Below are 25,417 nucleotides of genomic sequence, written 5' to 3'. Positions count from 1 at the left end.
CAGAACGAAAAGGAATCCGCATGGTTCGCGAGCTTCGCGAGGCACTCGACGACCATCAATTCGAAGTGCTGTACCAACCCCAGGTACACCTGGAAACCTCGACTGTTACCGGCTACGAAGCACTCCTACGCTGGCGCCATCCCCTTCGTGGAGTCATCGAACCACAAGATTTCATGCGATCTGCTGAATTGTCCGGCTTGATCATTCCCATCGGATTGCAAACCCTCGACTTGATCTGCGCACACATCTCCCACTGGGATGATCAGTTGAATATCGCGGTGAATTTCTCGCCACGCCAGCTGTCGACCGACAATGCTGCCCGAGAAATAATCGACACCCTTGACCGCTCCGGCACCCCGCACAACAAAGTCATCGTAGAAGTCACCGAACTGGGCGTCGTCGGCCAGAATGCCGCCGCCACGCTGGCGACGCTGCACAAAGAAGGCATCCGGATAGCGCTCGACGATTTCGGAGCAGGCTTTGCGTCCTTTGCGGCCCTGTCGGAACTGCCACTCGATATCCTGAAGATCGACCAGAGCCTCACCTGGGCTCTCAGCGACGCGCAGCACTCGTCCGAGCGGGCATTCATCGTGATGGAGTCCATCGCCGCGATCGCCGACAAACTGGGAATGGAGTCCATCGCCGAAGGCGTCGAAACTGCCGAACAAGCAGCAGCCGTCACTCGCGCAGGATGCACCACAGGCCAGGGTTACTATTTCGGCAAACCCCTCCCCGCCGATGCTCACACCACGGCAATTCAGGAACCGCCGCTCGCAGTCGCATCACCTGCGCAGCATCGACGCTGGCGTTAGACGGAACCCACCGCCACGATAAAAATCACGAATATCACCCACATGGCGATAACCGAGGCACCGACGGCAATACCCGCAATCGCGAGCCCACGCCCCTGCTGGCCTGTTTGTTTAATCTGATTGAGCGCGACGACGCCCAGAATTATCGCGACAATCGCGCCGAGTCCGTAAAAGCAACCGCCGACTATCGCCGTCACCAATGACGCGATCGCAAGGCCGTTCGTTCCCACCGGTTGCACGTACCCACCGAACTGGCTGGGAGGTCCGTACTGCGGTGGCTGCTGGTACTGCTGGTACTGCTGGTCCTGCGGCGGCTGTTGGTACTGCTGGTACTGCGGTGGTTGTTGGTATTGCGGTTGTTGATACTGCGCTTGTGGCTCTGGGGTCGGGGTGTACGACGGCGGTGGATAACCCGGGTACTGCTCGATTGGCGATGGTGTCGCCGGAATCTCCCAATACGACTCCTGCTGTCCCGCAGATTCTCCGTAACCTTCCTGCGGGAGGCTGGGAACCTCGCCATATCCGGGTTCAGGCACGTATTTATCGGGAGATATCTCGCCGTTCTCCCCGGAACTCGTCATGAAACGCAGCCTAAACCACAGGTGACATCAACACACGAGGGCGTAAGTGACACCAACATCTATCGCTTATGGCGGTTAAGGTCGTAATCACTGTCACACTCGAATGCTGTGTCTGGCTTGAACGCTTCGACGCGCATTCACGACTGAGGGGAAACAATGACAACCGGCGGTTACGACCCCAACAAGAATCCGAACGACGGAAACCAATCACCACAAGATCCGTACAGCCAGCCGCAATCACCGCCGCCAGGTAGCTACCCTCCCCCGGTCACGCCGCCAGCAGGATCGCAGCCGGGTAACTACCCACCTCAGGGGAACGTTCCACCTCCGCCGGGCAATTACCCCCCGCCCGGCGGCTATCCGCCTCCTGGAAACTACCCACCGCCGCAGGGCAACTATCCACCGCCTCAGGGGAATTACCCGCCGCCCGGTGGCTATCCGCCTCCTCCCGGAAACGTCCCGCCGCAGGGTGGCGGTTACTTTCCCCCGCCGCCGGCAAACGACTACGGCGCAGGGTTCGGTGGACCCCAGCTTTCTGTTGGCGCAGCATTGACCTACGGCTGGGAGCGATTCAAGAACAACGCGCTCATCTGGGTCGGCATCACCTTGATTGCGGCAGTCATCTCGATCGGCATCAACTTGCTGTTCGGTGGCTTCAGCACCGAGACGACAACGTCCGTGTCTGCGATGTCCGTCATCGGCGGATTTGTCTCGTTACTGGTCGGCATCCTCATTCAGGCCGCGTTCGTCCGCGGAGCCCTTCACGAAGTGGACGGAAATAAGCCTGCCATCGGATCGTTCTTCCAATTCACGAATGTAGGCGCGGTAATTCTCGCGAGCATTCTCGTCAGTATCGCGACGGGAATCGGTTTTGTACTGCTGATCATCCCAGGCATCATCGTTGCGTTCCTGACCTATTTCACTCTGCAATTCGTGATCGATCAGAATCAGGATCCTGTCACCGCAATCAAGTCGAGCGTCAGTGTCATCTCGAAGAATGTGGGACCACTGGTCCTCCTCACCCTCGCGCTTGTCGGTATCAACATCGTCGGCGCTCTGTTGTGCGGATTGGGTCTGCTCGTCACCGGACCGATCACTCTGATCGCCGGAACCTACGCGTATCGCGTCATCACGGGACGCTTCGTCGCTCCGATCTGATCGACGTTCCTGACACAGCGAAAGGCCCGGCAGTTCCACGTCGAACTGCCGGGCTTCTGCTGTGTTCTGGGCAACTGGACGGTCGCCAACTCGCTTGGAGACACCCTGAGGTGCTTGGATTGCGGACGTGACAGCTCAGGATCAGCAAGACTCATCGACTCAAGAGACCAAATTTGCGCACGTCAGCCTCGGTTATTATCCGACGATCGTCGCGCTGTTCACCGCAACGCTGCTGATCTCGAATGTGGCGGCGACCAAGGGGGTCGCCTTCTTCGCGGATTCCGAGTTGTCCCTCGGGCCCTTGCAGATCCTGCCCGTCATCACCGACGGTGGCTTCTTCCTCTTCCCACTCGCGTACGTCCTCGGTGACGTTCTCAGTGAGGTCTACGGCTTCAAAGCCACCCGGCGCGCGATCTACCTCGGATTCGGCGCACTGATTCTTGCTGTCGCATGTTTCTGGATCGCTGTGCAACTGCCGTCGGCGGCCTTCTACGAGAACCAGGCCGCCCTCGAAACCGTTGTCGGTGTCATTCCCCGACTCCTGGTCGCCGGCTTGGCCGCCTACCTCGTCGGACAGCTTCTGAACTCCCTGGTCCTGGTCATGATGAAGAAGCGCATGCAGGAGAAGCACCTGTGGGCACGTCTCATCGGCTCGACTGTCGTCGGTGAATTCGCCGACACCCTCATCTTCTGCTCCATCGCGGCCGGCGTCATCGGCATCAGCACATGGGAAGACTTCATCAACTACGTGTTGGTCGGCTTCCTGTGGAAAACCCTTGTCGAGATTCTGGTCATGCCGATCACCTACCGCGTCATCGCCTACGTGAAGAAGCGCGAACCGACTTACGCCTGAGTCTGCGGGGCCTTCGGGCCGTAGAACTTTCCGAGCATGTCCGCCTTGAAGTCGTGGAAGTACCCGCCTTCGATGCTGGCTCGGATGTCGTCGACCAGCTTCACGGTGAATCGCTCGTTGTGGATGGTGCAGAGCGTCGACGCGAGCATTTCTTTCGCTTTGAAGAGGTGATGGATGTACGCGCGGGTGTAGTTGGCGCAGGTGTAGCAGTCACACTCGTCGTCGATAGGTGTGAAATCACGGCGGAATCGGCTGGTGTTGATGTTGAACCGGCCGGAGCGCACGTAGATCGCGGCATTGCGCGCAACACGGGACGGATTGACGCAGTCGAAGGTGTCTGCGCCGTTCTCGATTGCGACGAAAAAATCGTCCGGTTCGCTGATTCCGAGCATGTGACGCGGCTTGTGCTCAGGCAGTTCCTCGTTGCACCAACGCACAATTGTGCCGAGGTTCTGCTTCTCGAGGGCGCCGCCGATGCCGTAGCCGTCGAACCCGTACCCGTTCTCGCCTTCGATCGACTCGAGGCCGCGGCACGCTTGACGACGCAGATCCTCGTACTGCGCGCCTTGGATCACGCCGAAGAGAGCCTGATAGGGCTTGTCGGCGCGTTCGGCGGTGAGCTTCTCGTGCTCGTTGATGCAGCGAATCGCCCACGCCTGCGTGCGCTCGACCGATCGCTCCTGGTAACCGCGCGTATTGAGCAGCGTGGTGAGTTCGTCGAACGCGAACATGATGTCGGCGCCGAGTTGATGCTGGATCTGCATCGACACCTCGGGGGTGAACCGATGCTTGCTGCCGTCGAGGTGCGATTTGAACGTGACGCCCTCGTCATCGACCGTCGCAAGACGCTCTTTGCCCTTCGCGATCACGTCGTCGGACTGCACGCCGACGGCTTCCATCGCGAGTACTTTCTTGAACCCGACGCCAAGTGACATCACCTGGAAGCCGCCGCTGTCCGTGAAGGTGGGTCCGTCCCAGTTCATGAATTTGCCCAGGCCACCGGCCTCGTCGACGATGTCGGCACCCGGCTGCAAATACAGGTGGTACGCATTTGCGAGAACCGATTGCGTGCCCAATTCCTTGATCGACTCGGGGAGCACAGCCTTGACCGTCGCCTTGGTCCCGACCACCACGAACGACGGCGTCGCGATATCGCCGTGCGGTGTGTGGATGGTGCCGGTTCGTCCGAGCCGGTCCTCGATTCGCGTCCCCATCGTAAAAATCGACTCGGGACGCTTGTCGACAGCGGGCTCGGGCTGGGTCGGCACTACAGAAGTCACGGACTCAATCCTGTCACAGGACTAAAAATCGCCGTGATCACGGCAGAACGCGCAGCAACAGCATCGATCTTCGATCCGGCCCTGGTCTACTGACCGAACCCGAGATGTATCGCCGCGCAAGAGTCCCACTCCATACTTCCCCCAGGCATCCTCCGGCTCGACCGGCGTAAACCTCCAACCCGATACAGGAGCAGACTTGACGACTCATACCGGGCAGTCATACAGGTTCGTCACCGTCGACGTCACAGACTCGATCGCCACCGTGACCATCGACAGACCTCCCGCCAACGCGTTCAATCCCAGCCTGATCGCCGAACTTCTGGAGCTACTGCCGGTACTCGCGTCGGACCAGAGCATCCGCGCCATCGTCATGACGGGCACTGGCCGGTTCTTCGTCGCCGGCGCCGACATCACCGTGATGCGCGAGCTGACCGAAGAGACTCAGCGGGCGATGCGCCCGTGGGTCGAGGTACAGCGGATCCTGGAGACGGCTCCCAAACCCGTTATCGCGAAGATCAACGGGCACGCACTCGGTGGCGGCGCCGAACTGACGTTGGCCTGCGACTTCCGCGTTATGGCACAGTCGGCGACCATCGGCTTTCCCGAGATAGGCCTCGGACTGTTTCCGGGTGCGGGTGGCAGCCAACGGCTTCCGCGCCTCATCGGCGCACACCGAGCCAAAGTGCTCATGATCGAAGGCAATCGACTGAGCGCCGAGCGCGCACACGACATCGGCCTGGTCGATGCTGTCGTTGCAGACGACGACCTAGATGCACACTGCGCTGACCTTGCGCGTGAACTCGCATCGAAACCCACTGCCACCATCGGGATGATCAAACGCATTGTCGACGAGGGAATGTCGTTGCCGCTCGATCAAGCGCTGGACCTCGAATTCGACGCAGTGCTCGAACTGATCAAGACGAACGACGCTGCCGAGGGACTTCAGTCATTCCTCGACAAGCGCTCCCCCATCTTCACCGGACGCTGAAAGCTCCCCCTTTACCGAGAGGCCATCATGCTCAACAGATTTCAAAAGAAATGGGTGGGCGCGGTCGCTACTCTCGCCGCCCTGTCGATCGCCGTCAGCGGATGCACCCGTCCCGCTACCGACAACTCCGCGGAAAGTGGTGGCCTGGTACGCATCGCTGTTGGTGTGGACCCGTCGTACGCTCCGATCTTCTTAGCTGACCACGAGGGCATGTTCGAGGCCGCTGGTCTCGACGTCCAGGTCATCCAGACGGAAGGCGGAGCAGCGGGTGCTCAGAACGTTGTAGCCGGAACTTCGGAGCTATCCGGCAATGCCGACTCGACAGCGCTGTCCGTCATGGCTGCCAACCCGAGCCTGCGGGCTCTTGGTGTCTTCCAGGAATCCGACCGGTACTTCCAGGTTGTGCTGCGCAATGGCCTCGAACCGAAGTCGATCAAGACCATGGGCGTCTTCCCCGGTATCGGTCTCTACTTCACGAACCAGTACCTCGCCAGCCTCGGCATCGACCCCGCGACCGTCACACTCGTGAGCACCAGTCCGCCCGAGCAGCCCGCGTTACTGGCGCGTGGCGATATCGACGGCTTCCTGTCCTTCGACCCGTGGGTGACACAGAGTGTGAATACCGGTGGACGCGTAGTTGCCACGACCGGTGATTTCGGCGCCAAGTACGCGCAGTGGATCATCGCGTCGGATAACTGGTTGTCCGCGAACGAAGAAACCGCAGGCAAGGTGTTCAAGGTGATCTCGGAAGCGTCGGCAATCGTGAACTCGGATCCGGATCGGGCGGCAACCGCAATTGCCTCGGCTATCCAGATGGACCCGGCCGAGGCTGCCGACCGGGTGGCCCAAATCGATTTCGGCGGGCGCGGATTCACCGATGACGACGTGGAGCGGGCAAACGAACTGGTTGCGTTCTTCCGCGAGCAGGGCAAGATCTCCGCAGACATCGATCCGTCGGCTGTACTTCTCTCGGGATGGGTCGAGCAGAACGCAGCCTGAGTGGCGTGTGAGAACGGGTCCGGTGGGCAGACCGGAATCATGTCGCCCACCGGACCCGAGAACTACGTTCGACACCAGTCGGTTCGGCGATATCTTTCGATTGAAACGGAGTAGTTGTGGTGCATCCCCCGGTACGGGTCGTAGAGATTTCCAGTCCGTTTGCGCGATTCGCCGGGCGCATTCTGGTCGGGCTGGGTTTCGAGGTCATTCTGGTAGAACCACCCACCGGTGACCCGAGTCGCGCCGAGTCCCAGGGTGATTCGTACCTGCATTGGCATGCGGGAAAGAAGTCGGTGGTTCTCGATCTGGGCGACAGCAACGACCGCGCCGAATTCGACACACTACTTCGCAGCGCGGATGTCCTGCTCGACGGCAGCGCGACCGGCGTTCCGCTAGAGCGCCGAGGCTCCCTCGTGCATGTCCGGGTGACGCCATTCGGCACATCGGGTCCCCGAAGTGAGTGGCAGGCAACCAACCTGACCGTAGCAGCACTCGGCGGAATGATGGCTCAGGTCGGTGATCCCGAACACCCTCCACTCCTGCTCCCCGAACTCCAGGCTGAGCAGCTCGCCGGAATCAACGCCGCAATCGGCGTGCTGCTCGGACTGCGTTCGCGGTCCACGGGCCAGAACCCGTTGCTGGAGATCAGTGCTCAGGAATGTGTTGCCGCCGCACTGGAAGCGGGCACTCTTGCCTACATTCACGAGGACCGTGTCCCGCCGCGTCCTGGCCGCGTACATCCACTCGTTCCGCACGGACTGTTCCAGGCCGCCGACGGTTATGTCGGTGGCGGCCTTGGCGGTAGCCCCCGCATGTGGGACGGCATGCTGGCATGGCTGATCGACAACGACGCCCAGGACGATCTCGACCAACCCGAGTGGTCCGACGCGGTCTACCGAAAGACACACCAGGAACACATCTTCGACGTTCTGTCAGCCTTCATCTCGAAGTGGCCGAAGGAAGAATTTGCAGTCAGCGCCCAGTCTCGCAAGTTGCCGTGGGCAGCGGTCGACCGGCCCGAAGAACTGCTGCGCAACCCACAACTCAACGACCGTGACTTCTTCACGGACGTGACCGGGGATCACGGCACCTACCGCGATCTCGGGTTCGGCTTCGCTTTCCCCGAAGGCCACCGCATTGGAACGCTCGAGGCCGCCCGGTTGGGTCAGCATCAGGAACTCTTGTCCACCAACACGACTGTGGCAGTGCATGAAACCCAGGAGTTCAGTGACACGGGCGCACTCAGCCTCGACGGTGTCCGCGTGCTGGATCTCACCTGGGTGCTGGCCGGCCCGTACGGCACCCGAATCCTCGCCGACCATGGAGCCGAAGTCATCAAGGTCGAATCGATCGGACGCCCGGACCCAACTCGCTTTGCACCGTTCATGCATCTGTCGCGTGGGCCTCATGACAATCCGAACACCAGCGGGTACTTCAACGACGTCAACCGAAACAAGCGCAGCATCACGCTCGATACCCGATCCGCCGAGGGTCTTTCGGTCCTACGCGACCTGATCAGGAAATCCGACGTAGTGGTCGAGAATTTCAGCTCCTCGGTCATGGACAAGATGGGGCTCGGCTACGAACAACTGCGGGAACTCAACCCGGACATCATCTACGTGTCTATGTCCGGGATGGGTCACACCGGCCCTCGCAAGGACTGGGTATCGTACGCCGACATCGTATCTGCAAGTACCGGATTGACCTCGCTGACCGGTTGGAACGCCGACGATGTTGTCGGAGTCATCTACGGCCACGGTGACATAGTTGCCGGACTGCAAGCAGCAGTCGCGGCGCTGGCGGCTCTCGACTACCGCGACCGGACAGGGCGAGGCCAGCACGTAGACCTGTCACAACTCGAAGCCATGGCAGCGCACATGGGCACCAGTGTTCTCCGAGCGGCTCGCTCACAGTCCCCCGATCCGATCGGCAACAGCCATTGCGAACTGGCGCCGCACGGCGTGTACCCGTGCCACGGCGCAGACCGGTGGTGCTCGATTGCCATCCGCGGCATGACGGAATGGAATACGTTGTGCCGCATCATCGGAGCGGAGCACTGGATCGACCATCCCGAGTTCAGGAGCGTGGAGGGTCGCCGAGCCAACCTCGAACGAATCGACGACGCGATCGCCGACTGGACCCGGACTCTGCCACCCGAAACCGTCATGGAGCGCCTGCAATCGGCGGGAATCGCGGCAGGCGCCATCCAGGACGGACGTGACCTGGTCGACGGTGATCCGCATCTGCGGGCACGCAATTTCTATTCCGTACAGGAACACCCCCTCGCGGGAACATTCCTCCACGAGGGCATCCCTGTTCGCCGCAACTCCGAACCCGGTTCGATTCGGCGCGCTGCACCGGTGCTGGGCGCGGACACCGACGACGTCCTGAAGTCGGTCCTCAGCTACAGCGACAAACGGATCACCGGACTTCGCGACCAGTCGATCCTGTCCTGACCGCACTCATATTCGTACAACCATTCACAGATCGCTACAAGGAGACACAATGCGCGCGGCCCGACTCCATCAGTTCGGCACCTCACCGGTAATCGACGACATCGACATTCCCACGCGTGAATCCGGCCAGACCCTGGTGCGGATCGACGCTGCTGCGCTCGGCCATCTCGACATCACCGTCGCGAGCGGAAACTTCGGAGTCAAGCCGAATCTCCCGCACATCGGTGGAACCGACGGAGCCGCGACGGTAGTCGAATCCGACACGTACGAGCCGGGCACTCGCCTTCTGGTCCGAGGCGGTGGCGTCGGCCTGTTCAAGAACGGTTGCTGGGCCGAGTATCTGGTGGCAGCAGACAAGGCATTCACACCGTTTGATCCCGCACTGTCGCCGGCCGTTGCCGCAACGTTCTTCCTGCCAAGCACAACTGGCTACGTGGCCGTGAATGACGTTGCAGCCGTTGCAGCCGGCGAACGTGTGGTCGTCGCCGGAGCGTCGGGTGCTGTCGGATCGATGGCAGCGCAGTTCGCTTTGCTCGCAGGAGCGTCCGAGGTGATCGGTGTTGTACCGCGCGAAGATCAAGCTGCCTTGATCCCGGAGGGTGTGCGTCCCGTCGTCGGGCAAGGTGACGAACTGGCCGGTGTGCTGGGATCCGAGCCTACCGTCGACGCATTGATCGACACGCTGGGCGGCGACGGCTTGCCCCACCTGCTGGCAAGTGTTGTCCCCGGCGGCCGGGCGGCCCTGATCGGATACACGTTGGGTAAGAGTCTCACGCTGGACTTGCCGAACTGGTTGCTCAGCGACGTCCGGATCCTGCCCGTCAACATGATTCGCAAGACTGCCCGCCAAGCTGAACTGGCACCCGAGATGATCCGACTGCTCATCGAAGGCAAGATTTCCGTTGCAGTGCAGGAATTTCCGTTGGATGACATCGCAAGTGCACTGCAGTTGATGGGTGAGGGCAAGGTTGCCGGTCGGGCGGTCGTCGTACCCTGAGAGGGATACAATTACGCACCCTACGAGTCATCGGCAAGGAGTCGTTCATGCCCTGCGACACACATGCCATTCCGCGCTCGCTTCCGGATTTGATCCGGAGGCGAGCTTTGGAGCGTCCGGAGCACCCGGCCCTTGTCGTCGGCGGGATCACGGTCACCTACCGCAAACTGCTCGAACGCGCTGCGTCGATGGGGTCTGCTCTCCGCAGCGAGGGTGTCGGCCGCGGGGAACGTGTGGCGGCACTGTCCGGCAACAGGATCGAACTGGCAGACCTTGTTCTCGGATGCGCGTGGATCGGCGCGGTGGCCGTTCCGCTCAATACTGCTCTTCGCGCCGACAGTATTGTCAGCGCACTCGAACAAGCTGAAGTGCAACGCATCCTGGTTTCACCCGAATGCGCAAACGTTGTATCCGGATTCGATGGCACCGTGTGGGTCATGGGCGAACCACACGTCCCCACGGCCGGTTTGAATCCGGGTTGTGAACCCGAAGCAGTGGATCCCCTCGACATGGCCGCGATACTCTTCACTTCCGGCACCACTGGTATACCCCGGGGTGTGCGATGCCCGCATGCGCAGTTCCTGCAGTGGGGCAAAAGCGTTGGCGCCTCGTTGGGACTCACTCGCGATGATGTGCTGTACAACTGTCTGCCCCTGTTTCACACCAATGCTCTCAATGCCTTTGTTCAGTCCGTCTGGGCCGGGTCTACTTTTGTCTTGGGACAACGGTTTTCGGTCCGTAATCATTGGAGTGAGGTTCGTGAGATCGGGGCGACTGTCGACTATCTGCTAGGTGCGATGGTTGCGATGCTGATCAACGCGGACCCCGCACTAGAGGACCGGCAGCACAACATCCGGGTTGCCTTGGCGCCCGCAACCCCTGCGCATCTGATCGAACCGTTTGCCAAGAGATTCGGTGTGGAACTCGTGGACGGATTCGGAAGTACCGAAACCAATCTTGTGATCGGCACGCTTCCCGGAAATCGACGGGCCGGATACATGGGCACGGTGATGAGCGGCTACGACGCTGCGGTGATCAACGACGGTAGCGCCGTACCCGACGGAGTGCCTGGCGAACTGGTTGTCCGCACCACGGTTGCCGGCTCGTGCTCACAGGGCTATCTGGGCGACCCGATTCCGGAGCCAGGCAGTTGGATCCACACCGGCGACAGGGTGATTCGTGATGCAGACGGCTGGTTCCGATTTGTCGATCGCATCAAAGACGTGATTCGAAGGCGAGGTGAGAATATTTCCGGAGCCGAGGTGGAAACAGTTCTCGCGCTGCATCCGTCGATCAGTCAGGTTGCCGTCTTCCCGGTGCCGTCGGAGCTGGCCGAGGACGACGTCATGGCGACCGCAATACTCCGTCCCGGTGCCGATTTCGATCCCATCTCGATTCTGGATTTTGCCCAGCAACAGTTGCCGTACTTTGCCCTCCCGCGGTACATCGACATCGTGGATTCGTTGCCACTCACCGAAACCGGGAAGGTGCAGAAAGCACCGCTGCGCGAGCGGGGCGTTGGCCAACACACCTGGGACAGCGAGAAGAGCATGTTCCGCGCACGGCGGTAGAGCCTACTTGCCACAGCCGTTGAACGAACACATCACCGGACTGCAAATCGTACGCAGTGCGAGCGGGTCACTCGGTGAATGCGTGCACTTCATGGCATGAAGTTTGCGGGTGATCCCGACGCCTGCTGTGCGCAGGGCCCCGGTGATGCGACTGACGTTGAGCCGAGCCGTCGGCGCTGTCACGGACAACGCACCGGCAAGAGTGCGCGGGCCGCTGAACACCGGTACCGCGACGCTCATGTAACCGAGCCGCGTCTCCTCGACCTCCACCGCGAGCTGTTCCTTACGCATCCGCTCGAGTTGCTGGCGCAGCACACCGACTGACATCGTCGTCCGACTGGTCAAGGCGGTGAAACCCTGCTCGACCACCTCGTCGAAGACCGATTGCGGCGAGAAGGCAAGGATGATCTTGCCGGTGGCGGTGCAGTACAGCGGGAGCCGGCCGGCCACCCGTGACTGCTGATTGAGGCCGCGGTGTCCGATGATCTTCTCGATGTACAGGACGTCGATGCCGTCCCGCACCGCAAAGTGAACCGTCTCCTGTGTCGCCAGCAGCAGGTCCTCCATGTAGGGCAAAGCGGCGTCCCGCAGAATCCGCTGACGGGGCACCAACTGGCCAAGCTCGAACAATCGCAGGCCGAGCCGATACTTTGTGCCCGCGCGCTCGAGCAGTCCCCACTCGACCAGCTCGCCGGCCAACCTGTGAACCGTGGCTTTCGCGACCCCACTGCGCCGAGTGAGTTCCGTCAGAGACAAGTCACTGTGGTCGGTGTCGAAAGCGTCCAAGATCATTCGAGCCTTGCCCAGGACCGAGGACAGCTCTCCTGCGGGCTGCAACGGCGCAGCAGCACTTGGCGCGATGGGCAGTACTGATCCGAACCCGACGGATTGTTGTGGAGCGGCCATGAGTGTCCTCCTGAACGATCTGTGACAGCCTGCCGAGCCCGATTGCCACGGGACCGAATCAGTCGGGGTGCTCGTTGGGTGCAGGTGCTTTCGGAACCGACACTATGGTGACCATACGATGAGACGCACGCCACACGGTCCGCTCAGTGAACCCGTCCCGCAGAGTTTACACGGGGCGCCTACCTGCGTAATTCTCCAGAAACATGCGGACGGCGGATGAAATCTGCGGGGCGTGCTCTTCGATGAGCGCTACGGTCCCGGATTCGACGATCTCTGTTTCCACCACTGCCGCACTCGTCAGATGTGCACGCAGCGGGGCGACATTAGGCATCGAAAAGGGATCTCTCTGCGCGCCGATCAGCAAAACCGGCGCGGTCACCGAACCGATTCTTTCCTCCATGACGTAGCGAGCACAGGCTTTGTGGCCCTCCGCCGGATCAACCCGGTAGGCAAGCGCGTCCCGGATGAACCTGTCGAGCAGCGCGGTGCCGGGTTCCGGGTAGTACGGCCGTCGCATCTCCCACAGACTGGTGAGATGGCTGCCGTCTGCAGCTCGGTCGACGCAGTCGATCCCACCGGGTCCCGAGTGCCCCTCGCGGTAGTTGCGGTCGGCCCACGGGCACGACGAGAGCACGGCGGCGGCTACCCGCTCGGGGCGCGATGCCGCCATCTCGAGCGCCACTGCCGCTCCGGTGTGGTGGCCGAGAACCGTGACTCGGTCGACGCCAAGCCCGTCGAGCAATTCCCACGCACCTCGCGCATAGGTCTCGATGGTCTGCGGCCCGGGCACCGGAGCACTGTTGCCGTACCCCGGCATGTCCATCGCGACCACGTGGAAGTCGGCGGCAAGAAGTGGGATGAGCTCGCGGAACTCGTCCGACGAACGGGGTGCCTGATGAAGCAGGAGAATCGTCTCACCCGAACCTTGCTGCGCGTAATGCAATTGCCCGAAGGACGAATCCACGTATCCGAATCGCGTGCCGCTTCCCATCAGAACGCCGCAACCATCGGAGTGTCGACGCCGACAATATCGATCTTTGCCGAACCACCCGGATTTCCGACGGGTTCACCGCGGGTGGGCAAGATGTCGAGGAAGAAGCGCTTGTTGTCTTCCTTGAAGTCCGGGTCTGCCTTGCGGTCGACGGTGATCGCCTCTACCGGGCACGCCAATTCACAAGCGCCACAGTCGATGCATTCATTCGGGTTGATGTAGAGCTTGCGGTCACCTTCGTAGATGCAATCCACGGGGCATTCTTCCATGCATGATCGGTCCGTGTAGTCGATGCATGCTTCACCGATGACAAATGCCATTGCCTAACCCTCCTGTTCCGTAGAGTGTCCGGGAAAGATCTCCGCTTCCGGATCCAGCACGGCCGCAGCGTTGTTCACAGCAGTCGCGGCTTCGCCGAAGCCGACGGCAATCAATCGGACCTTCCCGGGATAATCCGTGATGTCCCCGGCTGCGTACACGCGCGGAACATTGGTTTCCATCCGCGTGTTGACGGCGATATGGCGATTGTCGATCTCCATCCCCCAGTCCATCATCGGGCCCAGGTCAGCGGTGAATCCCAGTGCTGCGATGACAGATTGAGCCGGCAACGTGGACGTGCTCTTGTCCAGTTTGTGGGTGATGTCGACCTCGCCGATCCACCCGTTTCCACGTACCTCCGAGACATCCGCGTTCACAAGAACCTGGACACTGCTGTCCTGAACTTTGGCAACTGTGGATTTGTGCGCGCGGAATCGATCTCGTCGGTGAACCAGAGTGACGGACTTGGCAATCGGTTCGAGGTGGACAGCCCAGTCGAATGCGCTGTCGCCGCCGCCGACGATGACAACGTCTTTCCCCGTGTGCGCCGACAGATCCGGGACGAAGTAGCTCAATCCCCGATTCATGAACTCCGAACCCTTCGTCAACGGACGGGGCGTGAAAGTTCCGATGCCGCCGGTGATGACAACCGCGCCGGCGACCACCACCTGGCCTGTACTGGTGGTGATTCGCACCCGGCCGGCGTCGTCATGCGACAACTCACGAGCCTGCATACCCAGCAAGTACACCGGATCGAATGGGGCAGCCTGGGCAATCAAGCCCTCGATGAGATTGCGTCCCTTGACCGAAGGGAATCCCGCAATGTCGAGGATTGCCTTCTCCGGGTACATCGCACTGACCTGCCCCCCCGGTTCCGCAAGGGCATCGATCACGGCAACGGAGAGGCCGCGGAAGCCTGCGTAGTACGCGCCGTACAGCCCGGCGGGGCCGGCACCAATGATCAGAATATCGACGCCGATCTCGTTGTCGGCCGCCGTGGAAGACGTTGTGTTCACACCCGATACGGTATTGCGCCGACGGACCCTCGCAAATGAAACCGGTCCGCTCAACAGACCTCGGTAACGTTTGCGGGACAACATGAAAAGAGCCCGCCGACCTTTCGGTCGACGGGCCCGTACTCACGAAATTCAGCGCGCGAACACCTCGGGTTCGTCTGCCGCAATCTTCTGGATGATAGTCGAGTAGGCAAACCACCCCACCTTCTCGGTGCCGACAGCCTCGTAGGTCTGCGCAGCGATCTTCTCGTGCAGGACAACCGGATCACCGGCGGCTCGCGCCGCCAATTCTGCCTGCATCGAACGCTCCATCGACACGTACCACCACACTGCGCTCTCGACAGAGGTTCCGACAGTCAAATGGCCGTGATTGGTCAGGATCACCGCTTTGTTCGATCCGAGGGCCGTCGCAATGCGAATCCCCTCCTCTTCATCGAGCGCCACCCCGTGATACTCCTCGTAGATCGAGTGGTCCTCGTGAAAGGCGCACGCGTCCTGAGTGATCGGAGCGAGGCGGCAGTGCAGCGAAGAGAACGCCTTGCCGTTCAGACCATGTGCATGAACAGCTCCGATCACATCGGGACGGGCCTCGTGAACCTTGCTGTGGATGACAAATGCTGCGCGGTTCAGCGGTCCGTCGCCGGAAATCACCGTGCCGTCCGATGCCACGTGCAGTAGTTCTTCGGGCTGGACCTGGGAGAAGTGCCGACCGAACGGCGCCGTCCAGAACGTTTCAGGTTCTTCGGGATCTCGGGCCGTGATGTGTCCCGAGATTCCTTCGTCCAAACCGAATTTCGACAGTATCCGATATCCGCCGATGACGGCGGTCTTACGTCGACGTCGTTCGCTCTCGACGTCGACGACCTCGGGCGGGCCGGGAATTCCGGCCTGCTCGGCAATGCTCAGCGGGTTACTCATGCTGCGCTCCTGACTATTTGACGCCGTAACGGGCGAGATACCGAGAGGACAGAATTCGGAGAATCCGGTCGAAGATGAAACCCATGATGCCGAGGACGATGATGCCGACAAACGTCCAGTCGATCCGGCCGTAGTTTCGGGCCTGCCAGATCATCGAGCCGATACCCTGGTCGGCGGCGACAATCTCCGCCGACACGATGGTGAGAAAGCTGTTACCCATGGCCAGGCGAGCGCCGGTGACGATACCCGGGATCGACGACGGCAAGACCACCGTTTTCATGATCTGCAGCTTGCCTGCACCAAGATTGGCTGCGGCCTGCAATTTGTTCTCGCTGATCGCAACTGTGGCGGCAATCGTGCTGACCGTGACGATGAACACCGAGGTGTAGAAGATCAGAACAACCTTCGACGTCTCACCGATGCCGAACCAGACGACGGCAAGAGTGACAAATGCGATCGGCGGAATGAACCGGAAGAACTCGATGTACGGATCGAGAAGCTGTCGCACGATGGCGATGCGCCCCATCAGAATTCCGACGGGAGCGCCGATCACGACGCCCAGAAACCAACCGATGAGAATTCGCTGACCTGACGCAGTGATCGACGACCACAGAACGCCGCTTTCCCACAGTTCCTGTGCCGCAGACCAGACCTCGGCCGGTGATGCAATCGTGGTCGGTCCGTACCACCATGCCAGGAACGACCAGATACCCAGACCGATTGCCGCTGAAGCGGCATACATCAGTGTCGCCTTGACAATCTTGGATCGCCGCGCCGACGAACGCTTTTGCGTCTGTGTCACCTTTACTGTTCTCACACCGGCTGAACCACCGGTCACTACAGCCGTCACAGCTCGTCCTCCTCAATTCCTTGGTTCCGCAGCGACGCAACCACTTCTGCCCGAATATCGTCGCGCAGCTTCTCGTAGAGCTCGATCACCTCGGGATCGTTACGGTCCCTGGGACGAGCCGCATTGACCTCGTAGACGCTCTTGATCCGAGCCCGCGGGCCGGCCGACATCACAACCACACGGTCAGCCAATGTCAGCGCCTCGTCGATATCGTGAGTCACGAACACCACGGTGCATCGAGTGTGCCGCCAGATACGGTCGAGTTCGGTCTGCAGAACCTGACGAGTCTGAGCGTCCAACGCACCGAACGGCTCGTCCATGAGAACCAGCGACGGTTGGTTGGCCAGAACTCGTGCGATCTGAACACGTTGCCGCATACCGCCGGAGAGCTGCGAGGGGAACTTTGCCCCGGCGTGGGGCAAGCCGACCATCGCAAGGTACTCGGCGGCGATACTGGCCTGCTCGCTGCGGTTCGCTCCGCGCATCCGGGGTCCGTACGCCACGTTCTGGCTTACGGTCATCCATTCGAATAGCGCTTCGGAACTCTGAAACACCATGCCTGCGTGGCGGTTACTGCCGTCGACGACGTCTCCGTCGCACACAATCTCCCCGGCACTGGGTTCCACGAAACCGGCCATGGACGACAGCAGCGTCGACTTGCCGCAGCCACTCGGCCCGAGCAGACATACGAATTCACCGGGCTGCACGTGCATATCGATTCCGGCGACGATCTCCGCCGCGCCGAAACTGATCCCGAGGTCGACCACGTCAATGGCCACACCCGTGTTCTTTTTACCAGGGCCGGTCGTGCCCGTACTACTTGTTGCGATACTCACTGTGCACCATCCTTGTACCAATCCAGAAGCATTGCCGATTCGAGATCCGGCTGTTCACTGAGAACACCGATCGACTTGTAGAAGTCGACGATCGACTGTGCCGACTCGATATCCGCAGCTTCGAGATTCACGACGGAGAAGTCGATCTCGTCGACCGCGGCAATAGTCTGATCCTCACTGACGTTCACAGCGGTCTTGGTCGCGGACGCTGCAGCTGCCGGATCCGACTCGACCTTGCGCGTTGCCTCGTCGAGCACCTTCGCAACGGTCCGCGCGGTCTCTTCGTTGGCCGACAGCCAGGGAGCCGTCGTGATCGCCCAGTGATGGTAGAACCAGCCGTAGTCTCCGGTGACTGCCACTACGTGGCCGGTGCCCTGATCCAGGGCTGTTGCCGGCCACGGCTCCCACAGAACAAACCCGTCGATGTCGCCGCGGCTGAGCAGCGCGGGCATGTCCGTCGGGGTTGCCGAGATCATCTCCACCGAGCCGGGGGCAATCGAATTGGCCGCGAGATACTTGTCCGTCGAAATCTGGCTCAGACCCGGGACGATGCCCATCTTCTTGATCGCAGCGGGTGAGTCGACGCCGTTCCGCAGCACAACCTTGATGTAGTCGCCCGACGCCTCGTACGAATACATCGCGCGCAACGACGGATTCTGACGCAACTGGGCGATGGTTGTCGTATCGGAGCTACCGGCGATCTGGACCTGGCCGGTCGAGAGTGCGTCGACGGCCTCGCCACCACGACCGAATTGGACAAGTTCGACGTCCAGACCTGCGGCGTCGAACATACCTTCCTGATCCGCCACGAAGAACGGAGCATAGGAAGCGTCGATTCCGACTGCGATACGCAGTGGTCCACTTCCGGCGGAATCAGCTGTGCTTTGCGTCGCCGGGCGGCTGCATGCGCCGGTTGCAACGGTCAGCAGCAGCGCAGCCGAAACAAGAGCAGTCCTTCCAAACTTTGACAGCGAGGCCATCTACTCACACCTTTGTTTGTGATCTGTGCCGCAGTTGCGGGTTGTGGAGAGCAAACCTAGCCGTGCCTACCTATGACCGAGAACCAACCGGGTCCACCGTGCGGACCGGGGACAGGAACTTACCTGGGCGAAACACCGTACCTGTAGGAACGTGCGAACCGAAATACTGCGGTAACACGGCCTTCGGTCACAATGTCCACCGAATTGTCTGCTTGCGCAGCGCGCCTGCGACATTCTGCGCCGTCATCGAGTAGATCGACGCACGCGCTCCGGCGCTGCCCCCTGCGACGTGAGGACTCAAGAGCGTCGAATCGAATCCGCGAAGGGGGCTCGAAATCGGCAGTGGTTCAACGTCGAACACATCGAGGGCCGCGCCGCCGATATGCTTCGAACGCAGAGCTCGTGCCAATGCAACGTCCTCGACAACAGCGCCGCGCGCCACATTGACGACGATCGCGCCGTTGGGCAACTGCGAAATTCGATCGGAATTGATCAGTCCCCGAGTTGATTCCGTGAGCGGGACGGCGAGCACCAGGACGTCGGAGAGAGGCAGCAGTTCCTCGAGCGATACAAAGGTCGCATTCATAGGCTCGCGCGGTCTCGAACGCGCGGTGACGTAGACATCACAACCAAAGGCCCCGAACAACTCTGCACACCGACGGCCGATCGAACCGACCCCTACTACGCCGACCCGGCGCTGCGCCAAGTCGCGACAATCTCGCGTCAAGATGGATTCCTGTGGCCAGGACCCGCCGGTGACCTCGTTGTGCGCCCAGAACATGGAGCGGCACAACGCACCTGCCGCCAGCACTGCCCATTCCGCAACCGATTCCGCGTTGGCGCCGGGTGTATTCGCGACCGGAACCCCGAAGGCGCGCCACGCATCCACGTCGATGAAATTGGTTCCGGCACCTGGCTGTTGGACAAGGAGTAGTTGCCGTCCGAGTTCGGCTTCCTGCTTGCCGAGCGGCAGATCACCACTCCAGTCACCCACAACGACATCACACATCGGCAACAGTGCATGTAGTGCTTCCGTAGTGCGCTCGGGCAAGCGAACTACCTCGGCCTCACTTCCCACGGCGTCACGGATCGCGCTGCCGAGTCCGTTGTCGGCGTCTGCCGTCAGTAGAAGTACTTTCTTCACGAGAACTCCTCAGGGTGAGACGATGACTGTACCTTCGGAAAACGCCAGAGCCGGCCTCCTGATCGAGAGGCCGGCTCTGTTACGCAGCAGTCTGTTTGGTTCTCAGATGGCTGCCTTCGCGCTTGCTGACGCCTTGGCCAGGAACTCGAGGCTCAGCGGGTTGTACTTCGCTGCCTGCTCGTGCTGCGGCCAGTGACCGCACTCCGCGTAGAGCTCGAGCTGAGCACCCGGGATATCCTCGGCCATCTTCTTCGCCTCAGGAACGTCGCCGAACGGATTTTCCTGTCCCCAGACCACCAGGGTAGGCGCCTTGATGAGTGCCATCCGATCCGGGCGCAACAGATTCCGCTGGCGAACCTCCATCTCCTGCAAGGAAAGAAGGTTGTGGATGTTGGCCACGAAGTCGGGCTGGTGGTAGATCCGGTGACGCGCCTGAACCAATTCCTCCGTTGCATTGGCCGGATCGTGCATGAGCAACTGCATGCGGGCGCGGGTCAATTCGATGTCGTCGCTCTGAACGGCCTTCGCTGTCGAGGTCTTGATACGCTCCATCACCGTCGGATTCGCGACGGTACCGCCAGCCGCGAGCAACTGCAACGAGAGGACACGTTCGGGTTGCTCGCTGGCCAGGTAGGCGGCGACCCAACCACCGAGGCTCTCGCCCACCAGGTGCACACGATCCAGCCCGACCGCGTCGAGGTAATTCACCAAATGCTCTACGTAACGCGGAATCTCGTACGGGTAATCGGGCTTACCGGTGTAGCCGTGACCGAGCATGTCGATCGCATGAACCCGGTAGGACTCGGCGTGCGGCGCGATATTGCGTGCAAATGCCTCGAGGTGTCCACTGGTGCCGTGCAGGAAGATCACGGCCTCGTCGCCGGATCCGGCCTGCAGAGAGCGCGTGGGGACACCGCCCGCGTCGACGGTCGTCAACTCGAAATCGAGTCCGGCAAGTTCGTTCCAAATTGTCATGAGAGAAACTTCCTTTGCTGAAGGTGGCAGATTATGTTGTTACGCTGGCTGTTCCAGCTGGATCGAGAACCGTGACGCCCATACCGGTGAGCCACTCGGGAATCGCTTCGTAGGCAAGGCGTTCTCCCGGAATGTAGTCGAGCATGGCCGCCATCATGAGCCATGTCCGTAGCTCCTGCGCACCATTGCCCGCCTCGTCCTCGATCTGCTCCGTCGTGAACTCGGCAAGCTCACTTGCCTTACCACTGGCAAACAGATCAAGAATTCGGTCATCGAACTCCGGTGTGATCGCGGCATCGGCGGCACGGATGATCTGACGCCGTCGGACGTCGTAGTCGGACCAATTCTCCCGACCGTCCAGCCAGGCTTGAACCATGAAATCCTCGTCCTCACCGTGCGGGTCACGCCAGTCAGGCCAGGGCAGCCGATGGGATAAACCGCCGGAGGCGATCACCACCACGCGGGTATCCGCCGGGTACGACGCAATGGCGTCCCGCAGAGCCTTCGCCACTTCCTCGCATCGCTTGAAAGTCGGCAGCGGCGGCGCGAATACGTTGACCACCAACGGAACTATGGGAACATCGATTCCGTCGAGAAGGTACTGAATCGCGTGGGACTGACCGTGATCGATCTGCAATCGAGCCGAGTAGGCAAGATCGAACCGGCCACCTTCTATCAGCTCGTTTGCAAGGTGCCTCGCGAAGTCCACGTCCACCTGCTGCGGGCCCTTGGGTGTACCGGACTCGCCACTGGAAATACACTCGCCGACGCCGAGCGTGAAAGCCGGAATCAGATCCAGCCAGAAACCACGAAAGTGGTTGGAGCCGAGTATCAATACAACATCGGGATTCGCTTCCGCGATTTTCTCCCGGGTCAGATGCAGCGCGTCCCGGAAGCGTTCGGCCTCCGCCTTGTGCGTCGTCTCTTCCCAATGGGTGTTCATCAATGTGCTGTGGGAAGCACCGACACCCAGAACTATCTTCGCCATCAGTCGATTCCTACTTCCTCGAGCGAGCGGGTGACGGTATCGAGGGCCACTCGGATCAGATACTTCGTAAATCTCTCTGCTGCAGCCAGATCGACTGTGTTCATCCCCATCGCGAAGTCCACCTCGAATGGAGCGTCGACCACCTTCGGCATACCCACCCGGATCGTCGGGATGCCGCGGCTGCGCAAGATGTTTGCGTCGGTTGCACCACTGGCGTCGAAGAAGTCCTGATGAGGCTTCCCCTCAGCGGCTTCCCACGCGTCGACGGCCGAGTGCCGCAACCACATCCGCGGATCCGAACCCTCCCCCGGTACTGCCAGTACCTGTTCGACCTCGATCTGTAGATCCAGCGATTGTGCGATGTCCGCAACCACGGCAGTGAGTTCACGTTTGGCGGCGGTGGGCGTCGTCCGTGGACTCAGCCGTAGATCAACGGTCAGGCGCACCTGCTCAGGGGTGAACGACGCTGTTCTCTCCCACCCGCCACGAATATTGGCGACAATTCCTTGCGGCGCAACCAATCCGTCCTGATGCGCCGCTGAGTACTTCGGGAACCATTCCTCCAGTTTCGCGACAACCTCACCGGCCGCGGTAATCGCGTTGCGATACGGCAGCCGGTGGCGAGAACCGACGTAGGTGTGCAGCCCGTGCACCGTGATCTCGAACCAAGCCAGCCCCACTTCTTCCCAGGAGACCGTCCAGCCGGGCTTGGCGATCAGCGCACAGTCCGCCCACACTCCCTGTTCCAGGAGGAACGAGCAGCCGACGCCCTGACCGGTATTGCGCCGGGGGTTTCCGACACCGGGGCGGGCATTGGTCGGCATACCACCGGCACCGAATCCGAGCACCAGGTCACCGCGGAGTGGAATACCGGCTGCGGCAATTGCTTCGGCCGCTGCGATGATGCAGGCGGCATGGCCTTTCGGATTCGACGCACCTAACCCGATGACGTAGTTCTCGTCGACCTGGGCGTGCGGCGTCAGGTCGGCTCGCAACTCGTTTCCCACCCACGGTAGATCTTCTGCCGGATCACCTGTCGTGACGGTGTCGATCGGCGCATACAGCAACAGATCCGGCCCGGACCCGTCACCGCGCAATCGTCCCCACGAGTTCGCCTGCCGGTCATCGAGATCCATCGTATGGGCCTCGATGCCCGACGCCGTCAAGACCGCCGTGATATGGCGGGCCAGCGGTGCTTCGTCGCCGGTGGGGCTGGGGATGTCCACAACCCCGGTGGTGAGATTTCGCAATCTCGCGCGATCGACGTTGGCCCAGGCCTGCTCGACCCATTCCCGGCGCGTGTCGTCAAGGCCTGCGAGAGCGTCGGCCCTCGCAGTGGTCATGGATTGACCTGATGTACCTGGGTATTGCTGCGTTCGCCCGCCAACTGCCATAGTTTGGGAACTGCCACGGCAACAGCGGCACCGATAGCGACTGCCGTCAGAATCTTGAACATGCGTTTCTCCTATTCGCTGGTGCCGGTGGGGATCTGGGCGTCGGTGACCGGAGCCGGGCGCGGGGCAGCCGTCCGACGCTCGCGGGTGGGCCGAACCGGCGCCTTGGGGGTGTGTTCGGCCGCGGCGGCGATCTTCTCGGCGTACTCTTCCTCTGCCAGATTTCGCCACGTTGTCAGCGATACGTCGGGTCGGTACAGCTTCTCCGGCGGCGCGTCGGTGACCTCGACCATCCATGCATCCTGCCCGGAAAACTGACCGTGGAACAGCCAGCGGATCGCGCCGAGGTACTTGGCGTAGAACCCCAATTTTGCTGCACCGGAGACGAAGTTGACCATGAGGCCGACATATTTGTGGTTGTCCTCGTCCACCGGCACGTAGAACTCGTAGTGAATGAACTTGGGGTACGCGATGCGCAGGACACCGGGCATCGACAGCGAAGCAAAACCGGGAAAGTTCTGTGCTGCGATCACAGGATTGACATCCAGACCGGCACCGACGTTTCCGATCTGCGAAATCTGGGTCTCGTCGGGCTTCTTCTTCCACCACCGCTTATTGGTCCAGGTTCCCACGCCCGGGAAGTCGGCCTCCCAGTACACCTCTTCCTGTACCCGGTAAATCCAGCGACCCTCCGGGATGATGCTCGTGATGTTCCACGTAGGCATCGGCTTGAACAAGCGCCACAATGCGGTGCGGTGCAGGTACTTCGCATGTCCCTCGTCGAAACCGTTCTCACATGCGAAGCGCCAGTTACCTTCTCGCGGCTGAATGCGACCGCCGACGATGCCCTTGTTCTCCACGAGCTCACGCGGCAACTGGTCGTCGATGGACGGTGCCGGCTCGTTGGCGATCGGTATGTACACCCACACCAGACCGAGTCGCTCCTCGACCGCATAGGTCTGGACGTTCAGCTTGCCGCAGATCTTGGAATCCGGACCGTCGGTGATGACCGCAGCCAGTTTTCCGTCGGTGAGACGGTACGTCCAGCCGTGGTACGGGCAACTGACGGTGCCCGGGAACTGCTGATCACCCTCGGACAGTGGAACGCCGCGGTGCGGGCACCGATCATGCAGGGCGTACACCTTACCGGCGTCGCGGATGATCGCCAGCTTTTCACCACAAATGGTGTAGCTCTTGGGATTTTTGGTGATGTGGTTCGACCACGTGACCGGGTACCAGTAACCGCGGTATCCGCTGCCGGCTGCGTTGTAACCCGGCCATGCCGTCCAATCCTGCCGACCGGCCGCTCGCGGCCGCTCGGGCAGCGCGAACGTGGCTTCCGACGCCTCGACACCAGTCATGTGAAGTCCTCTCGACACTGAACGTTTGAATGAAACAGATCTTGGGCGACATCGCGGTCTACGCCAACGGATTCGGTTCGCTCAGCAGACCCGGACCACCACAGCGGTTCCGACAGCACACAGGACGCCGTCATCGGAGTGCTCTCGTAGAGTCAAAGTTGTTTTCTCACCATGTATCTCAGTGACTTCACCCGTGACTTCCAGTGTGGTTCCGACAGGAGCAGGCGCACGGTTCTGCCACGACACGGAGACAACGCCTTCATATCCACCGGCAAACTGTGCGGCAGCACGGTAGAAGAGCGTGCCCTGCAACTGAGCCATGACAACCGGCGCGGACAGCTTTTCCGTCGCAGCGTAGGAGGCGTCGTAGTGAATACGGTGCGAATTGTGCGTCGACGCCCCGAATCGAAGGACTCGGACCGGATCGCATACCAAAGCCACCGACTCGATCGGTGTGCCGACGACTACGGTTTCGGTCATCGGACGATGAACTTCTCGACGACCTCGGCAAATGCGCCGGACTGCGCACCCCGATAGGTCTTGGTGACCGAAAGCAGCAGAAACTCGTCAGGAGCCCGACCTTTGATCGCCACGGTATCGAGTGCCCGCGCTACGGTGACCGGCTCGCCGAGCGGGGCTGGTTGCAGGAACGTCACACTCTGCCCGCCTGCCATCAAGCGAACATCGATGCCGTCTGTGCCCGGGACTTCGTCACGAAACATGCCGTCTGATCGGTACTCTCGATCGGATCCGCCCTGCGGACCGCGCAAGAGCGAAGGCAGATACATCGGGTGGAGCGCAAATGCCGGGTGCTCCGGGTCCAGAAACCGGGGGTCGGTCTCGGCGGCGGCAACCGCAAAGGCAATCGACTCCGCCGGGCGCACCGTTCCCAGCTCTCGTGTTTCCCGCGTTCCGATCATCGCCTCTGCGCGATCACGCGCGTGCTCGAGTTCTGTTCTCATGCCAGCACGCTAGGCATTCGGAAGTGTCGCAGCCACGAACCGGGTTCGCCTGCCGGACCGCAATACTTCCCATTGCTGTCACC

General features: G+C 61.2%; 25 protein-coding genes. 8 read left to right on the top strand and 17 right to left on the bottom strand.

Annotated features, from left to right (window positions below):
- The first annotated feature begins 20 nt into the window (after positions 1 to 20).
- Entirely contained in the window at positions 21 to 812 is a 792-nt protein-coding gene (locus tag R4P64_RS05065; protein ID WP_045066463.1) for an EAL domain-containing protein, read from the top strand.
- On the opposite strand, the gene R4P64_RS05060 is transcribed toward R4P64_RS05065, so the two are convergent.
- On the bottom strand, positions 809 to 1,393 hold the full coding sequence (locus tag R4P64_RS05060; RefSeq protein ID WP_317819571.1) for a DUF4190 domain-containing protein: 585 nt from the start codon (positions 1,391 to 1,393) through the stop codon (positions 809 to 811). The two genes, R4P64_RS05065 and R4P64_RS05060, sit on opposite strands and share 4 nt — an antisense overlap.
- Positions 1,394 to 1,549: 156 nt before the next feature.
- Between R4P64_RS05060 and R4P64_RS05055 the strand changes: the two genes are divergently transcribed.
- Positions 1,550 to 2,551: a hypothetical protein gene (locus R4P64_RS05055; protein WP_317819569.1), complete on the top strand. Its 1,002-nt coding sequence runs from the start codon at positions 1,550 to 1,552 to the stop codon at positions 2,549 to 2,551.
- Positions 2,552 to 2,678: 127 nt separating this feature from the next.
- A complete protein-coding gene (locus R4P64_RS05050) occupies positions 2,679 to 3,404 on the top strand; it encodes a queuosine precursor transporter (RefSeq protein WP_317819568.1) in 726 nt (241 codons plus the stop codon).
- Here R4P64_RS05050 and tgt read toward each other — a convergent pair.
- Positions 3,395 to 4,684: a tRNA guanosine(34) transglycosylase Tgt gene (tgt, locus tag R4P64_RS05045; protein WP_372472349.1), complete on the bottom strand. Its 1,290-nt coding sequence runs from the start codon at positions 4,682 to 4,684 to the stop codon at positions 3,395 to 3,397. The two genes, R4P64_RS05050 and tgt, sit on opposite strands and share 10 nt — an antisense overlap.
- A 196-nt stretch (positions 4,685 to 4,880) precedes the next feature.
- On the opposite strand from tgt, the gene R4P64_RS05040 reads away from it, so the two are divergent.
- The 5 genes from R4P64_RS05040 to R4P64_RS05020 all read left to right on the top strand — a co-directional run bounded on the left by R4P64_RS05040 (position 4,881) and on the right by R4P64_RS05020 (position 11,695).
- The gene (locus R4P64_RS05040; protein ID WP_317819566.1) at positions 4,881 to 5,672 is read left to right on the top strand and encodes an enoyl-CoA hydratase/isomerase family protein; all 792 of its coding nucleotides are present in this window, start codon (positions 4,881 to 4,883) and stop codon (positions 5,670 to 5,672) included.
- Between the two features lie 27 nt (positions 5,673 to 5,699).
- The gene (locus tag R4P64_RS05035) at positions 5,700 to 6,671 is read left to right on the top strand and encodes an ABC transporter substrate-binding protein (RefSeq protein WP_317819564.1); all 972 of its coding nucleotides are present in this window, start codon (positions 5,700 to 5,702) and stop codon (positions 6,669 to 6,671) included.
- 116 nt (positions 6,672 to 6,787) lie between these two features.
- Positions 6,788 to 9,127, top strand: coding sequence for a CoA transferase (locus R4P64_RS05030; protein WP_317819562.1), 2,340 nt, complete (start codon positions 6,788 to 6,790; stop codon positions 9,125 to 9,127).
- 49 nt (positions 9,128 to 9,176) lie between these two features.
- Positions 9,177 to 10,124: a zinc-binding alcohol dehydrogenase family protein gene (locus tag R4P64_RS05025; protein WP_095887688.1), complete on the top strand. Its 948-nt coding sequence runs from the start codon at positions 9,177 to 9,179 to the stop codon at positions 10,122 to 10,124.
- 47 nt (positions 10,125 to 10,171) lie between these two features.
- Positions 10,172 to 11,695: an AMP-binding protein gene (locus R4P64_RS05020; RefSeq protein ID WP_317819559.1), complete on the top strand. Its 1,524-nt coding sequence runs from the start codon at positions 10,172 to 10,174 to the stop codon at positions 11,693 to 11,695.
- A 3-nt stretch (positions 11,696 to 11,698) separates the two neighbouring features.
- On the opposite strand, the gene R4P64_RS05015 is transcribed toward R4P64_RS05020, so the two are convergent.
- The 15 genes from R4P64_RS05015 to R4P64_RS04945 form a co-directional block, all read right to left on the bottom strand.
- The gene (locus R4P64_RS05015; RefSeq protein ID WP_033235068.1) at positions 11,699 to 12,601 is read right to left on the bottom strand and encodes an IclR family transcriptional regulator; all 903 of its coding nucleotides are present in this window, start codon (positions 12,599 to 12,601) and stop codon (positions 11,699 to 11,701) included.
- Between the two features lie 166 nt (positions 12,602 to 12,767).
- Positions 12,768 to 13,592, bottom strand: a complete 825-nt coding sequence (locus R4P64_RS05010) for an alpha/beta fold hydrolase (RefSeq protein WP_317542150.1) — start codon at positions 13,590 to 13,592, stop codon at positions 12,768 to 12,770.
- Positions 13,592 to 13,912, bottom strand: a complete 321-nt coding sequence (locus R4P64_RS05005; RefSeq protein ID WP_033235070.1) for a DUF362 domain-containing protein — start codon at positions 13,910 to 13,912, stop codon at positions 13,592 to 13,594. Before R4P64_RS05005 ends, R4P64_RS05010 begins: the two co-directional genes overlap by 1 nt.
- A gap of 3 nt (positions 13,913 to 13,915) precedes the next feature.
- Positions 13,916 to 14,926: an NAD(P)/FAD-dependent oxidoreductase gene (locus R4P64_RS05000; RefSeq protein WP_033235071.1), complete on the bottom strand. Its 1,011-nt coding sequence runs from the start codon at positions 14,924 to 14,926 to the stop codon at positions 13,916 to 13,918.
- Between the two features lie 132 nt (positions 14,927 to 15,058).
- Entirely contained in the window at positions 15,059 to 15,844 is a 786-nt protein-coding gene (locus R4P64_RS04995; protein ID WP_317819557.1) for a class II aldolase/adducin family protein, read from the bottom strand.
- A gap of 13 nt (positions 15,845 to 15,857) precedes the next feature.
- Entirely contained in the window at positions 15,858 to 16,646 is a 789-nt protein-coding gene (locus tag R4P64_RS04990; protein WP_230590189.1) for an ABC transporter permease, read from the bottom strand.
- 44 nt (positions 16,647 to 16,690) lie between these two features.
- Positions 16,691 to 17,530 carry an ABC transporter ATP-binding protein gene (locus R4P64_RS04985; protein ID WP_051730580.1) on the bottom strand — a complete coding sequence of 280 codons (840 nt, stop codon included), beginning with the start codon at positions 17,528 to 17,530 and terminating at the stop codon, positions 16,691 to 16,693.
- Positions 17,527 to 18,510, bottom strand: a complete 984-nt coding sequence (locus R4P64_RS04980; RefSeq protein ID WP_092805724.1) for an ABC transporter substrate-binding protein — start codon at positions 18,508 to 18,510, stop codon at positions 17,527 to 17,529. Before R4P64_RS04980 ends, R4P64_RS04985 begins: the two co-directional genes overlap by 4 nt.
- 187 nt (positions 18,511 to 18,697) lie before the next feature.
- Positions 18,698 to 19,654, bottom strand: a complete 957-nt coding sequence (locus R4P64_RS04975) for an NAD(P)-dependent oxidoreductase (RefSeq protein ID WP_033235075.1) — start codon at positions 19,652 to 19,654, stop codon at positions 18,698 to 18,700.
- A 102-nt stretch (positions 19,655 to 19,756) separates the two neighbouring features.
- Positions 19,757 to 20,629 (bottom strand): alpha/beta fold hydrolase, encoded by an 873-nt coding sequence (locus R4P64_RS04970; RefSeq protein WP_033235076.1) that lies wholly within the window; start codon positions 20,627 to 20,629, stop codon positions 19,757 to 19,759.
- 31 nt (positions 20,630 to 20,660) lie between these two features.
- Complete coding sequence (locus tag R4P64_RS04965) at positions 20,661 to 21,617, bottom strand: catechol 1,2-dioxygenase (protein ID WP_092805720.1); 957 nt, start codon at positions 21,615 to 21,617, stop codon at positions 20,661 to 20,663.
- Positions 21,617 to 22,960 carry a M20 family metallopeptidase gene (locus tag R4P64_RS04960; protein ID WP_317542138.1) on the bottom strand — a complete coding sequence of 448 codons (1,344 nt, stop codon included), beginning with the start codon at positions 22,958 to 22,960 and terminating at the stop codon, positions 21,617 to 21,619. The genes R4P64_RS04965 and R4P64_RS04960 overlap by 1 nt, the downstream gene beginning before the upstream one ends.
- A 122-nt stretch (positions 22,961 to 23,082) precedes the next feature.
- Positions 23,083 to 24,372, bottom strand: a complete 1,290-nt coding sequence (locus R4P64_RS04955) for an aromatic ring-hydroxylating dioxygenase subunit alpha (protein WP_317542136.1) — start codon at positions 24,370 to 24,372, stop codon at positions 23,083 to 23,085.
- An 81-nt stretch (positions 24,373 to 24,453) separates the two neighbouring features.
- The gene (locus R4P64_RS04950; protein WP_317542134.1) at positions 24,454 to 24,852 is read right to left on the bottom strand and encodes an acyl dehydratase; all 399 of its coding nucleotides are present in this window, start codon (positions 24,850 to 24,852) and stop codon (positions 24,454 to 24,456) included.
- Positions 24,849 to 25,334: a MaoC family dehydratase N-terminal domain-containing protein gene (locus tag R4P64_RS04945; protein WP_317542133.1), complete on the bottom strand. Its 486-nt coding sequence runs from the start codon at positions 25,332 to 25,334 to the stop codon at positions 24,849 to 24,851. The genes R4P64_RS04950 and R4P64_RS04945 overlap by 4 nt, the downstream gene beginning before the upstream one ends.
- Positions 25,335 to 25,417: the final 83 nt, after the last annotated feature.

This window comes from Rhodococcus sp. IEGM 1366 (genome assembly GCF_033142425.1).
In the GTDB taxonomy this organism is placed as follows: domain Bacteria; phylum Actinomycetota; class Actinomycetes; order Mycobacteriales; family Mycobacteriaceae; genus Rhodococcus_F; species Rhodococcus_F globerula.
Note: the sequence above shows the minus strand (reverse complement) of the source record. Positions and strands in the feature narration are given on the sequence as shown.

Coding starts and splice junctions, on each gene's coding strand:
- R4P64_RS04945 (WP_317542133.1), bottom strand. CDS start 25,334: ATGAGAACAGAACTCGAGCACGCGCGTGATCGCGCAGAGGCGATGATC.
- R4P64_RS04995 (WP_317819557.1), bottom strand. CDS start 15,844: ATGAGTAACCCGCTGAGCATTGCCGAGCAGGCCGGAATTCCCGGCCCG.
- R4P64_RS04970 (WP_033235076.1), bottom strand. CDS start 20,629: ATGACAATTTGGAACGAACTTGCCGGACTCGATTTCGAGTTGACGACC.
- R4P64_RS04980 (WP_092805724.1), bottom strand. CDS start 18,510: ATGGCCTCGCTGTCAAAGTTTGGAAGGACTGCTCTTGTTTCGGCTGCG.
- R4P64_RS05005 (WP_033235070.1), bottom strand. CDS start 13,912: ATGGCATTTGTCATCGGTGAAGCATGCATCGACTACACGGACCGATCA.
- R4P64_RS04960 (WP_317542138.1), bottom strand. CDS start 22,960: ATGACCACTGCGAGGGCCGACGCTCTCGCAGGCCTTGACGACACGCGC.
- R4P64_RS05055 (WP_317819569.1), top strand. CDS start 1,550: ATGACAACCGGCGGTTACGACCCCAACAAGAATCCGAACGACGGAAAC.
- R4P64_RS04950 (WP_317542134.1), bottom strand. CDS start 24,852: ATGACCGAAACCGTAGTCGTCGGCACACCGATCGAGTCGGTGGCTTTG.
- R4P64_RS05025 (WP_095887688.1), top strand. CDS start 9,177: ATGCGCGCGGCCCGACTCCATCAGTTCGGCACCTCACCGGTAATCGAC.
- R4P64_RS05020 (WP_317819559.1), top strand. CDS start 10,172: ATGCCCTGCGACACACATGCCATTCCGCGCTCGCTTCCGGATTTGATC.
- R4P64_RS05015 (WP_033235068.1), bottom strand. CDS start 12,601: ATGGCCGCTCCACAACAATCCGTCGGGTTCGGATCAGTACTGCCCATC.
- R4P64_RS05035 (WP_317819564.1), top strand. CDS start 5,700: ATGCTCAACAGATTTCAAAAGAAATGGGTGGGCGCGGTCGCTACTCTC.
- R4P64_RS05065 (WP_045066463.1), top strand. CDS start 21: ATGGTTCGCGAGCTTCGCGAGGCACTCGACGACCATCAATTCGAAGTG.
- R4P64_RS04955 (WP_317542136.1), bottom strand. CDS start 24,372: ATGACTGGTGTCGAGGCGTCGGAAGCCACGTTCGCGCTGCCCGAGCGG.
- R4P64_RS04965 (WP_092805720.1), bottom strand. CDS start 21,617: ATGGCGAAGATAGTTCTGGGTGTCGGTGCTTCCCACAGCACATTGATG.
- R4P64_RS05060 (WP_317819571.1), bottom strand. CDS start 1,393: ATGACGAGTTCCGGGGAGAACGGCGAGATATCTCCCGATAAATACGTG.
- R4P64_RS05010 (WP_317542150.1), bottom strand. CDS start 13,592: ATGGGAAGCGGCACGCGATTCGGATACGTGGATTCGTCCTTCGGGCAA.